Here is an 11,867-nt window from a genome sequence, read left to right as displayed (position 1 = left end):
GTGGGAGCGGGCTTGCTCGCGAAAGCAGTGTGTCAGTCAACCAATATGTTGAATGTTACGACGCCTTCGCGAGCAAGCCCGCTCCCACAGTTGTTTCTGTGGTGTTTGTAAAATCAGTGCTTAAGGCATAATCCGCCCAATTCAAACAACAAGGACGCCTTCCTGTGAGCTCAGTCAACAAGTCGATTTTGTTGGTCGATGACGATCAAGAGATACGCGAGTTGCTGGATACCTACCTGACCCGCGCCGGATTTCAGGTCCGTACCACGCCCGACGGTGCCGGCTTTCGCCAGGCGCTGAACGAGGCGCCGAGTGATCTGGTGATCCTTGATGTGATGTTGCCCGACGAAGACGGCTTCAGCCTGTGCCGCTGGATTCGCCAGCATCCGCGTCAGGCGCAGGTGCCGATCATCATGCTCACCGCCAGTTCCGATGAGGCCGATCGCGTCATCGGCCTGGAACTGGGTGCCGACGATTACCTCGGCAAGCCCTTCAGCCCGCGGGAATTGCAGGCGCGGATCAAGGCGTTGCTGCGCCGCGCGCAGTTCGGTCAGGAGCGCAGTGGCGGTGAGGTGCTGGCCTTCGATGACTGGCGGCTGGACATGGTCAGCCATCGGCTGTTCCACATCGACGGCGAAGAGGTGATTCTCTCGGGCGCCGACTTTGCGCTGCTGAAGTTGTTTCTCGATCACCCGCAGGAAATCCTCGACCGCGACACCATCGGCAACGCCACCCGTGGCCGTGATCTGATGCCCCTGGATCGCATCGTCGACATGGCGGTCAGCCGGTTGCGCCAGCGCCTGCGTGACACCGAGAAACCGCCACGGCTGATCCGCACCGTGCGTGGCAGCGGTTACCAACTGGCAGCCAACGTGGTTGCCAGCAATGGTCACTGAGACTTTACGCAAGCTCGCCGCCAAGGTGCCGATGCCGCGTTCGCTGCTCGGGCGGATGTTGCTGTTGACCCTGCTGGCGGTGTTGTTCGCCCAAGCACTGTCGAGTGTGATCTGGGTGTCGCAACTGCGTGCCACGCAACTCGAGGGCCTGGTCACCAGCGCCCGCAGCCTGGCCCATTCAATGACCGCCAGCGTCAGTTATTTCCGTTCGTTGCCGGTGGCGTTTCGCCCCTTGGTGCTCGACCAGTTGCGCAGCATGGGCGGCACCCGGTTCGTGGTGACGCTCAACGACAAGCCGCTGGGCATGGAAGTGTTACCCATTACTCCGCGCAAAGAGGCGGTGCTCAAGGCGGTGGACGAAGTGCTGCGCCAGTCTCTCGGCCAGGACACCGACATCTCGGTGACTTTTGTCAGCCCGCAAGACCTGCGCATCTTCAATGGCGGCCTCAAGCTTGATGAGTTGCCACGCTCCTGGGCGCACTACGCGCTGACCCTGGAGCCGGTGAATCCGCCGGTGCTGGTCACGCAGATCCAGATGGCGCCGGGCGAATGGCTGTACATCGCCTCGCTGTTGCCCGAGCCCTACACCAGCCTTGAAGAGCAGGGCCTGCCGGCGCAGCAGGTGTGGTTCATTGTCCTGACCAGCAGCTTTTTGCTGTTGTTCATCGGCCTGCTGGTGCACTGGCAGAGTCGTCCGCTCAAGCGCCTGGCGCGGGCGGCGCGGGACCTGTCGCTGGGGGCCGATGTGGAACCGGTGGCCGAGGGCGGTGGCAGCGAAGTGGTCGAGGTCGGGCGCGCCTTCAACACCATGCGCGAGCGCATCAGCCGTTACCTGACCGAGCGCAGCCAGTTGTTCAGCGCCATTTCCCACGACCTGCGCACGCCGATCACCCGCTTGCGCCTGCGGGTTGAATTGCTCGAGGACGAAACACTGCAAGCCAAGTTCGGGCGCGACCTGGACGAGCTCGAATTGCTGGTCAAGGGTGCGCTGCAATGCGTGAAAGACACCGACATCCACGAGAACATCGAGCCGGTGGACCTCAACCATGTGCTCGATTGCCTGGTGGAACCCTATCTCGCGCCGAACGGCAACGGCCGCGTTACCCAGCAGGGGCGGGCGCTGGCGTCCTATCCGGGCAAACCGCTGGCGCTCAAGCGTTGCATCGGCAACCTGATCGACAATGCGTTGAAGTACGGGCAGAACGCGCACCTGCACATCGATGACGATGAAAGCGCGTTCATCCTGCATGTCGATGATGAGGGGCCGGGCGTGCCGGAGCAGCGCCTGGAGCAGGTGTTCGAACCGCACTTCCGCCTGGCCGGGCAGCAGCAGGGTTATGGCCTGGGGCTGGGGATTGCCCGCAACATTGCCCATAGCCATGGCGGTGAGGTCAGCTTGCAGAATTTGCGTGAGGGCGGGTTGCGGGTGACCCTGCAGTTACCCCGCTCGATGGATTGAAAGTCAAAAGATCGCAGCCTTCGGCAGCTCCTACATGGATCCCTGTAGGAGCTGCCGAAGGCTGCGATCTTTTGATCTTGCTATGCAATTGTCACAGCCTGGTGACATAACCCACCCCCTTCGTTACAAGCCCGCCTTCGTCCGTTGTTTATGCTGCCCCTCAGTCATAACAACAAAAAAGGTACGCCATGGACACCTTCCAACCGGCCTTCAGCAGTTGGCTGAATGCACCTGCCCATCAGCAATGGCTCGCCACCGAAGGCTTGCGCCTGCTGGCCTTTGCCAAGGCTTCGAAACTGCCTGAAGGCTTCGGCAACCTCGATGAAAAAGGCCGTCTCCCAGCTGATGCGCAAGCCCACACCATGAACACCGCGCGCATGACCCATAGCTTTGCCATGGCCCATATTCAGGGCTTGCCGGGTTTTGCCGAGCTGGTGGATCACGGTGTTGCCGCCCTGCGCGGACCATTGCGTGATGCGCTGCATGGCGGCTGGTTCGCGACTGCCGAACACCGCGACGGCAATACCGGCAAGAATGCCTATCTGCACGCTTTCGTCGCGCTGGCCGCCAGTTCTGCGGTGGTCGCGCAGCGTCCCGGTGCGCAAGCCTTGCTCGATGACTCGATCGATATCATCGACACTTATTTCTGGTGCGAAGAAGAAGGCGCGATGCGCGAGTCTTTCAGGCGCGACTGGAGCGAAGAGGAGGCGTACCGGGGCGCCAACAGCAACATGCACGCCACCGAGGCCTTCCTCGCCCTGGCCGATGTCACCGATGACAACCGCTGGCTGAGCCGCGCCCAACGGATTGTCGAACGAGTGATCCATGGCCACGCCGCCGCCAACGATTACCTGGTGATCGAGCATTTCGACCGCGCCTGGCAGCCACTGCGGGACTACAACCACGACAATCCGGCCGACGGCTTCCGCCCTTACGGCACCACGCCTGGCCATGGTTTCGAGTGGGCGCGGCTGTTGCTGCACCTCGAAGCTTCGCGGGTGAGAGCGGGGATGCTCACGCCGGGCTGGCTGGTCACCGATGCGCAAAAACTGTTCGAGCACAATTGCCTCCACGGCTGGGATGTCGATGGCGCGCCGGGCATCGTCTACACCCTGGACTGGGACAACAAAGCGGTGGTCCGCCATCGCCTGCACTGGACCCATTGCGAAGCCAGCGCCGCCGCCAGTGCCTTGCTCAAGCGCACCGGCGATGAACAATACGAACACTGGTACCGACTGTTCTGGGAATTCTCTGACAGTCATTTCATCGACCGCGAAGGCGGCAGCTGGCATCACGAACTCGATCCGCTGAACCGCCCGAGTGCCGATATCTGGCCCGGCAAGCCTGACCTTTACCACGCCTGGCAAGCCGTGCTGATTCCGCGCCTGGCGTTGGCGCCAAGCATGGCTACGGCGCTGGCGCAGTTGTCCCAGAGCGGTTCTATGTAACCATGCGGTGACATTCGCGCATCCCTTCGTTACCTGCGAAGGGATATCCCCTGTTTAGAATCCTATGCAGCGCAAGCAACAGACTTGCATGCATAACAACAAGAAAGGTGCTCCTAGATGAATGCGATTTCTCGCCTCGCTACTGTCATTTCTCTCGCTTCCCTGTCTGCACTTCCCCTCAGTGTCCTGGCCGCCGAATCCAAAGGTTCCGTTGAAGTCGTTCACTGGTGGACTTCCGGTGGTGAAAAAGCAGCGGTCGATGTCCTGAAGGCTCAAGTCGAAAAAGACGGCTTCACCTGGAAGGACGGCGCAGTCGCCGGCGGTGGCGGTTCCACGGCCATGACCGTACTCAAGAGTCGCGCCGTAGCCGGCAACCCGCCGGGCGTTGCACAGATCAAGGGCCCGGACATCCAGGAGTGGGGCAGCACCGGCCTGCTCAGCACCGACGCGTTGAAAGAAGTATCCAAGTCCGAAAACTGGGATGGCCTGCTGTCGAAGAAAGTCTCCGACACCGTGAAGTACGAAGGTGACTACGTCGCCGTGCCGGTGAACATCCACCGCGTCAACTGGCTGTGGATCAACCCGCAGGTGTTCAAGAAAGCCGGGATCGAAAAAGCCCCGACCACCCTCGAAGAATTCTATGCCGCCGGCGACAAGCTCAAGGCCGCCGGCTTCATCGCGCTCGCCCACGGCGGTCAGCCTTGGCAGGACAGCACCGTGTTCGAAGACATCGTGCTCTCGGTCATGGGTGCTGACGGCTACAAGAAAGCCCTGGTCGACCTGGACCAGAAAACCCTGTCCGGCCCGGAGATGACCAAGTCGTTCGCCGAGCTGAAAAAGATCACCGGCTACATGGACCCGAACCGCGCCGGTCGTGACTGGAACATCGCCGCCGCCGACGTCATCAACGGCAAGGCCGGCATGCAGATGATGGGCGACTGGGCGAAAAGCGAGTGGACGGCGGCGAAGAAAGTCGCGGGCAAGGACTACCTGTGCGTAGCGTTCCCGGGCACTGAAAAAGCCTTCACCTACAACATCGACTCCCTGGCGGTGTTCAAGCTCAAGGCCGATCGCAAGGGCGACATCGCTGCCCAGCAAGACCTGGCCAAGGTCGCCTTGGGTACCGATTTCCAGAAAGTCTTCAGCATGAACAAGGGTTCGATCCCGGTGCGTAACGACATGCTGAACGAAATGGACAAGCTCGGCTTCGACGAGTGCGCCCAGAAGTCGGCCAAGGACTTCATCGCGGACGACAAGACCGGCGGCCTGCAACCGAGCATGGCGCACAACATGGCCACTTCCCTGGCGGTGCAAGGCGCGATCTTCGACGTGGTCACCAACTTCATGAACGACAAGGATGCTGACCCGGCCAAGGCCAGCGCCCAACTGGCCTCGGCTGTCAAAGCTGCCCAGTAATTCCCTGGCATCCCCCCTGTAGGAGCTGCCGCAGGCTGCGATCTTTTGATTTTGTTTTTTAAAATCAAGATCAAAAGATCGCAGCCTGCGGCAGCTCCTACAAGGGATCGCACTCCGATCCTTACATCTAAACCTGGATTATCCCGATGAGCTCTGTGGCGGTTTTCAGCAAAGCCTCACCGTTCGATGCGCTGCAACGCTGGCTACCCAAGTTGGTACTCGCGCCGAGCATGCTGATCGTGTTGGTTGGTTTCTACGGTTACATCATCTGGACGTTCATTCTGTCCTTCACCAACTCCAGCTTCATGCCGAGCTACAAGTGGGTCGGCCTGCAGCAATACATGCGCTTGATGGACAACGACCGCTGGTGGGTCGCGAGCAAGAACCTCGCGCTGTTCGGCGGCATGTTCATCGGCATCAGCCTGGTGCTGGGCGTGTTCCTCGCGGTGCTGCTGGACCAGCGCATTCGCAAGGAAGGCTTCATCCGCACCGTCTACCTGTACCCGATGGCGCTGTCGATGATCGTCACCGGTACCGCGTGGAAATGGCTGCTCAACCCAGGCCTGGGCCTGGACAAGATGCTGCGTGACTGGGGCTGGGAGGGCTTTCGTCTCGACTGGCTGGTGGATCAGGATCGCGTCGTTTACTGCCTGGTGATCGCCGCCGTGTGGCAAGCCTCCGGGTTTGTCATGGCGATGTTCCTTGCCGGTCTGCGCGGTGTCGATCAATCGATCATCCGTGCCGCGCAAGTCGACGGTGCGAGCCTGCCGACCATCTACCTGAAGATCGTCCTGCCGAGCCTGCGCCCGGTGTTCTTCAGTGCCTTCATGATCCTGGCGCACATCGCGATCAAGAGCTTCGACCTGGTCGCGGCGATGACCGCGGGCGGTCCGGGTTACTCCTCCGACCTGCCGGCAATGTTCATGTATTCCTTCACCTTCAGCCGTGGCCAGATGGGCATCGGTTCGGCCAGCGCCATGCTGATGCTCGGTGCCGTGCTGACCATCCTCGTGCCGTACCTGTACTCCGAGCTGCGAGGCAAACGCCATGACTAATCAACTCGGCAAACCAGCATTGAGCTTCAGCCGCATCGCGATCTACGCCACCCTGCTGTTGGCAGCGGCGGTGTACCTGATTCCGTTGGTGGTGATGCTGCTGACCAGTTTCAAATCCCCGGAAGACATCCGTACCGGCAACCTGTTGAGCTGGCCGACCGTGATCGACGGCATCGGCTGGATCAAGGCCTGGGACGTGGTCGGTGGCTACTTCTGGAACTCGGTGAAGATCACCGTGCCAGCGGTGCTGATTTCCACGTTTATTGGTGCGATGAATGGCTACGTGCTGTCGATGTGGCGCTTCCGTGGTTCACAGCTGTTCTTCGGCCTGCTGCTGTTCGGCTGCTTCCTGCCGTTCCAGACCGTGCTGCTGCCGGCCTCGTTCACTCTCGGCAAGTTCGGCCTGGCCAACACCACCACCGGCCTGGTGCTGGTGCACGTGGTCTACGGCCTGGCGTTCACCACGCTGTTCTTCCGCAACTACTACGTGAGCATTCCGGATGCGCTGGTCAAGGCCGCAAGGCTCGATGGCGCGGGCTTCTTCACGATCTTCCTGAAGATCCTGCTGCCGATGTCGATCCCGATCGTGATGGTCTGCCTGATCTGGCAGTTCACCCAGATCTGGAACGACTTCCTGTTCGGCGTGGTGTTCGCCAGTGGCGACGCCCAGCCAATTACCGTGGCCCTGAACAACCTGGTCAACACCAGCACCGGGGCCAAGGAATACAACGTTGATATGGCCGCCGCGATGATCGCCGGGCTGCCGACACTGCTGGTCTACATATTCGCTGGCAAGTATTTCCTGCGTGGGCTGACGTCCGGCGCGGTCAAGGGGTAGAAACATGGCAACTCTCGAATTACGCAACGTCAACAAGACCTACGGCCCCGGCTTGCCGGACACCCTGAAAAACATCGAACTGAAGATCGATGACGGCGAGTTCCTGATCCTGGTCGGCCCGTCGGGCTGCGGCAAGTCGACCTTGATGAACTGCATCGCCGGCCTGGAAACCATCAGCGGCGGCGCGATCCTGGTGGACGATGCCGACATCAGCGGCATGAGCCCCAAGGATCGCGACATTGCCATGGTGTTCCAGTCCTACGCGCTGTACCCGACCATGAGCGTGCGCGACAACATCGCCTTCGGCCTGAAGATCCGCAAAATGCCGATCGCCGAAATCGACGAAGAAGTCGCTCGGGTTTCCAAGCTGTTGCAGATCGAACACCTGCTCAGCCGCAAGCCCGGCCAGCTCTCCGGCGGCCAGCAACAGCGCGTGGCGATGGGCCGTGCCCTGGCGCGGCGGCCGAAGATCTATCTGTTCGACGAACCGCTGTCCAACCTCGACGCCAAGCTGCGGGTCGAGATGCGCACCGAAATGAAACTGATGCACCAGCGCCTGAAAACCACCACGGTCTACGTGACCCACGACCAGATCGAAGCCATGACCCTGGGCGACAAAGTGGCGGTGATGAAGGACGGGATCATCCAGCAGTTCGGTACGCCGAAGGACATCTACAACAACCCGGCCAACCTGTTCGTGGCGAGCTTCATCGGTTCGCCGCCGATGAACTTCATCCCGCTGCGCCTGCAGCGCAAGGACGGTCGTCTGCTGGCATTGCTCGACAGCGGCCAGGCCCGTTGCGAACTGCCGCTGGGCATGCAGGACGCCGGTCTTGAGGACCGCGAAGTGATCCTCGGCATGCGCCCTGAGCAGATCATCCTGGCCAACGGCGAAGCGAATGGCTTGCCGACCATTCGCGCCGAAGTCCAGGTCACCGAACCGACCGGGCCGGACACCCTGGTCTTCGTCAACCTCAACGACACCAAGGTTTGCTGCCGCCTGGCACCGGACGTGGCGCCAGCGGTGGGCGAGACCCTGACCCTGCAATTCGATCCGGCGAAAGTGCTGCTGTTCGATGCGAAAACGGGTGAGCGACTGGGGGTCGCTGGCGTAGCGAAAACCGAATCACACGCTGCCAACGTCGCACAGTTCAAAGGCCGCTGAAGATCAAGAAATGTGGGAGCGGGCTTGCTCGCGAAAGCGGTGGATCAGTCGACATCTGCGTTGAATGGCACACCGCATTCGCGAGCAAGCCCGCTCCCACAGGGGGATCCGTGGTGCGCGGCCTGTCGCGCATCGCAACTGATGTAACCGCGTTAAAGAAGAAAAGTTAATAACAATAAAACGAGGAAGTAGGGATGAAGATGAAGAACAAGGCCCGGTTGATCTGCCAGGTTTCAGCAGCGGCAGCACTGGTTCTGGCCGGCAATGCGATGGCCGATGAAGCGTTCAGCTCAGACTCCAAATGGATGACGGGCGACTGGGGTGGCGAGCGTACCAAGCTGATCGAGCAGGGTATCGACATCAAGATGGACTACGTTGGTGAAGTCGGTGGCAACCTGCATGGCGGGTTCAACGATGACAAGACCGCGCGCTATGCCGACCAGTTTGGCCTGGGCGCGGCGCTGGACCTGGAAAAACTGTTCGGCTGGGATAACACCCAGGCCAAAATCCAGCTCACCAACCGTAACGGCGAAAACATCTCCAACGACCGTATTGGCGATCCACGTGCCGGCACCTTGAGTTCCTCCCAGGAAGTCTATGGTCGCGGCCACATGGTCCGTCTGACCCAGCTGTGGATTCAGCACCAGTTCTTCGACAACAAGCTGGACGTCAAGGCCGGTTACTTCGGTGAAGGTGAAGACTTCAACACCTTCCCGTGCGAATTCCAGAACCTGGCGTTCTGTGGATCCCAGGTCGGTAACTGGGCCACCAACATCTGGTACAACTGGCCGGTCAGCCAGGCGGCGATCCGCGTGAAGTACAACATCAACGACGAACTCTACGCTCAGATTGGTGCGTACAACCAGAACCCGACGCAACTGGAACACGGTAACGGTTTCAAACTCAGCGGCAGTGGCACTGAGGGCACCGTGTTGCCGGTCGAACTGGTCTGGTCGCCGAAGGTCAACAACCTGCCGGGCGAGTACCGTGTCGGTTACTACAAAAGCACAGCCCCGGCAGACGACGTTCTCGAAGACGACAACGGCCAGAACGCAGCGACCAGCGGCAACCCTTATCGCGTCCACGATAGCAAGCACGGCTACTGGTTCGTCGCGCAGCAGCAACTCACCAGCCACAATGGCGATGCTTCCCGTGGTCTGAACATCGCGGCCAACGCCACGTTCCACGACAAGGACACCAACTTCATCGACAACTACCAGTCGCTGATGTTCGTGTACAAGGGCCCGTTCGACGCGCGACCGAAGGATGACGTGGGCATCGGTTTCGCCCGTATCCATGTCAACGATGACGTGAAGAAAAACGCCGAGCTGACCAACGTGGCCAACGGTGTTTCGGAATACGACAATCCGCTGTTCTCGCCGATTCGTGAAACCGAATACAACTACGAGATCAACTACGGCTTCCACGTGACCAACTGGCTGACCGTACGTCCCAACCTGCAATACGTCACGCACCCGGGTGGTGTGGATGAAGTCGACAACGCGCTGGTGGCCGGCCTGAAAATTCAGTCGGTGTTCTAACGCGTCTGCGATAAGCTTCTCTCCATGTGCGCATATTTGCGGACAGCCATGGCTGTCCGCTTTTTTTTGCGGGCCGCGCACCCCGGTGACAGTTGATTTCAGGACCGTGGCACATGCTTGAGCATCCGCTACAACGCTTCTTCAAATCCTTGCGCGAACGTCCGGTGTTCGCGTGGGAGCGCTATCAGACGCGCGACGTGCTGGTGATCGACCATCCGCTGTGTCAGGCGGTGTTCAGCCGTCAGGGCGCGCAGTTGCTGCACTTCCAGCCCAAGGGCCAGAAACCCTGGCTGTGGTGCGCGGCAAAGTGGCCGCAGGTCGGCGCCATTCGTGGCGGCGTGCCGGTGTGTTGGCCCTGGTATGGCCGGCATCCGAGCGAGAACGCCTGGCCGTCCCATGGCTGGGCGCGGTTGCTCGACTGGAAGCTGCTCGACAGCAACAGTGACGACGATGGCGTGCGATTGCACTGGCAACTGAAGCTGTGCGACTGGCAGGTGGACCTGCACGCGCGCCTGGGTGAACGCATGGAATTGCGCCTGAGCACCGAGCATCAGGACGACATGCCGTGCCAGTTGAGCCAGGCTTTGCATGCTTACTGGCGTATTGGCGATGTCAGTGAGATAGCGCTGTCTGGGCTCGAAGGCGCGCAGGGTTACGACCAGTTGAGCCGGCAGGTTTGTCAGCAGGAAGGCGAATTGCGCGTGGACGGCGGATGCCAGCGGGTGTTCCAGCACGACGGCGAATTGCAGTTGAACGACCATGCCTGGGACCGGGCGTTGTGCATCGATACCGGGGATACGGCCGACACCGTGGTGTGGCATCCCGGTTCACGTCCGCTGCTCGGCGTGACCTGGAACGAGATATCCGAATTTGTCTGTGTGGAAGCGGCGAGTGGAGGCACCGACAGCCTGTGCCTGAAACCGGGGGAGCGGGCGCATTTGAGTTTGCAGGCGCGGGTGGGGGGGTGTAAAGAAGATCAAAAGATCGCAGCCTTCGGCAGCTCCTACACAAGCGCGTATACCTGTAGGAGCTGACGAGTGAAACGAGGCTGCGATCTTTTGCGCGAAGCGTCCTAATTAAACTCGTCACCCACCGGATACCGGCTCGCGTTCAAGCTCTCCTTGATTTTGCGCAAATGCGGCTGGAAATCCACCCCGCGACGCAAGGTCATGCCCGTGGCGAGCACGTCGAGCACGGTCAGCTGGATGATCCGCGACGTCATCGGCATGTAGATGTCGGTGTCTTCCGGCAGCGGGATATTCAGGCTCAGGGTACTGGCCTTGGCCAGTGGCGAGTTCTCGGCGGTCAGGCCAAGCACCGAGGCACCGTTTTCCCGGGCGATGCGCGCCACTTCCACCAGTTCGCGGGTGCGGCCGGTGTAGGAAATGATCACGAACAACTCGCCGGTATGGGCCACCGAGGCAATCATGCGCTGCATCAGCACATCCGCGTGGGCCGTGACGGCGAGGTTGAAACGGAAGAACTTGTGCTGCGCATCCAGTGCCACCGGGGCCGAGGCGCCGAGGCCGAAGAAGTGGATTTGCCGCGCCTGGATCAGCAGGTCGACGGCACGGCTGATCAGGTTCGGGTCCAGTGCCTGGCAGGCGCTGTCCAGGGAGGCGATGGCGCTGCCGAAGATCTTCTGGGTGTAGGCCTCCGGATTGTCATCGGCCTCCACCGCACGGCTGACATAGGCGGCGCCACTGGCCAGGCTCTGCGCCAGTTGCAGTTTGAGCTCGGGGTAGCCGCTGACGCCGAACGAACGGCAGAAACGGTTGACCGTCGGTTCGCTGACCGAAGCGGCCTGGGCGAGGGCGGCGATGCTGAAGCGGGTGGCCTGCTGCGGGTTGAGCAGGATCACCTCGGCGACTTTGCGTTCGGCCTTGTTCAGCTCTTCAAGGCGATTCTGGATTTGCTCCAGTAAATTTCGCACGCGGTCCATATAAGTTTCCTTGATTCACCGGCACCGATAAGCGCGCGGCTAATGCAAAAAGGGCCTTTGGTGAGGCCCGTAACGGTGGCCTATCCTACTGATGGCTCCGACCGACC

At 60.7% G+C, this 11,867-nt stretch carries 10 protein-coding genes; 9 read left to right on the top strand and 1 reads right to left on the bottom strand.

Translation table 11 applies throughout. The features are described 5' to 3' along the window. The first annotated feature begins 164 nt into the window (after window positions 1–164). The 9 genes from ACMDB8_RS21635 (at window position 165) to ACMDB8_RS21595 (ending at window position 10,852) form a co-directional block, all read left to right on the top strand. Window positions 165–896 carry a response regulator gene (locus ACMDB8_RS21635; protein ID WP_056725962.1) on the top strand — a complete coding sequence of 244 codons (732 nt, stop codon included), beginning with the start codon at window positions 165–167 and terminating at the stop codon, window positions 894–896. A 31-nt stretch (window positions 897–927) separates the two neighbouring features. Continuing rightward, on the top strand, window positions 928–2,355 hold the full coding sequence (locus ACMDB8_RS21630; protein WP_201783892.1) for an ATP-binding protein: 1,428 nt from the start codon (window positions 928–930) through the stop codon (window positions 2,353–2,355). Between the two features lie 188 nt (window positions 2,356–2,543). Continuing rightward, window positions 2,544–3,803 carry an AGE family epimerase/isomerase gene (locus tag ACMDB8_RS21625; RefSeq protein ID WP_056725959.1) on the top strand — a complete coding sequence of 420 codons (1,260 nt, stop codon included), beginning with the start codon at window positions 2,544–2,546 and terminating at the stop codon, window positions 3,801–3,803. Window positions 3,804–3,920: 117 nt separating this feature from the next. Further along, the gene (locus ACMDB8_RS21620) at window positions 3,921–5,219 is read left to right on the top strand and encodes an ABC transporter substrate-binding protein (protein WP_056725956.1); all 1,299 of its coding nucleotides are present in this window, start codon (window positions 3,921–3,923) and stop codon (window positions 5,217–5,219) included. A 146-nt stretch (window positions 5,220–5,365) separates the two neighbouring features. Continuing rightward, window positions 5,366–6,274 carry a carbohydrate ABC transporter permease gene (locus ACMDB8_RS21615; RefSeq protein WP_008032969.1) on the top strand — a complete coding sequence of 303 codons (909 nt, stop codon included), beginning with the start codon at window positions 5,366–5,368 and terminating at the stop codon, window positions 6,272–6,274. After that, window positions 6,267–7,112: a carbohydrate ABC transporter permease gene (locus ACMDB8_RS21610; RefSeq protein ID WP_007995997.1), complete on the top strand. Its 846-nt coding sequence runs from the start codon at window positions 6,267–6,269 to the stop codon at window positions 7,110–7,112. The genes ACMDB8_RS21615 and ACMDB8_RS21610 overlap by 8 nt, the downstream gene beginning before the upstream one ends. Window positions 7,113–7,116: 4 nt before the next feature. Next, window positions 7,117–8,277: an ABC transporter ATP-binding protein gene (locus tag ACMDB8_RS21605; RefSeq protein WP_056725954.1), complete on the top strand. Its 1,161-nt coding sequence runs from the start codon at window positions 7,117–7,119 to the stop codon at window positions 8,275–8,277. A 194-nt stretch (window positions 8,278–8,471) separates the two neighbouring features. Next, window positions 8,472–9,818, top strand: a complete 1,347-nt coding sequence (locus ACMDB8_RS21600) for a carbohydrate porin (RefSeq protein WP_223541250.1) — start codon at window positions 8,472–8,474, stop codon at window positions 9,816–9,818. Window positions 9,819–9,931: 113 nt separating this feature from the next. Next, the gene (locus tag ACMDB8_RS21595) at window positions 9,932–10,852 is read left to right on the top strand and encodes a D-hexose-6-phosphate mutarotase (RefSeq protein WP_223541251.1); all 921 of its coding nucleotides are present in this window, start codon (window positions 9,932–9,934) and stop codon (window positions 10,850–10,852) included. A 38-nt stretch (window positions 10,853–10,890) separates the two neighbouring features. Here ACMDB8_RS21595 and ACMDB8_RS21590 read toward each other — a convergent pair whose 3' ends face one another. Then, window positions 10,891–11,751: a MurR/RpiR family transcriptional regulator gene (locus tag ACMDB8_RS21590; protein ID WP_170948639.1), complete on the bottom strand. Its 861-nt coding sequence runs from the start codon at window positions 11,749–11,751 to the stop codon at window positions 10,891–10,893. Window positions 11,752–11,867: the final 116 nt, after the last annotated feature.

The sequence above is a fragment of the Pseudomonas monachiensis genome (assembly GCF_047345015.1).
Lineage (GTDB): Bacteria > Pseudomonadota > Gammaproteobacteria > Pseudomonadales > Pseudomonadaceae > Aquipseudomonas > Aquipseudomonas monachiensis.
The sequence above is the reverse complement of the archived record's forward strand: the minus strand, read 5'-3'. Positions and strand labels throughout refer to the sequence as shown.

Coding starts and splice junctions, on each gene's coding strand:
- ACMDB8_RS21595 (WP_223541251.1), top strand. CDS start 9,932: ATGCTTGAGCATCCGCTACAACGCTTCTTCAAATCCTTGCGCGAACGT.
- ACMDB8_RS21625 (WP_056725959.1), top strand. CDS start 2,544: ATGGACACCTTCCAACCGGCCTTCAGCAGTTGGCTGAATGCACCTGCC.
- ACMDB8_RS21610 (WP_007995997.1), top strand. CDS start 6,267: ATGACTAATCAACTCGGCAAACCAGCATTGAGCTTCAGCCGCATCGCG.
- ACMDB8_RS21620 (WP_056725956.1), top strand. CDS start 3,921: ATGAATGCGATTTCTCGCCTCGCTACTGTCATTTCTCTCGCTTCCCTG.
- ACMDB8_RS21615 (WP_008032969.1), top strand. CDS start 5,366: ATGAGCTCTGTGGCGGTTTTCAGCAAAGCCTCACCGTTCGATGCGCTG.
- ACMDB8_RS21600 (WP_223541250.1), top strand. CDS start 8,472: ATGAAGATGAAGAACAAGGCCCGGTTGATCTGCCAGGTTTCAGCAGCG.
- ACMDB8_RS21605 (WP_056725954.1), top strand. CDS start 7,117: ATGGCAACTCTCGAATTACGCAACGTCAACAAGACCTACGGCCCCGGC.
- ACMDB8_RS21630 (WP_201783892.1), top strand. CDS start 928: ATGCCGCGTTCGCTGCTCGGGCGGATGTTGCTGTTGACCCTGCTGGCG.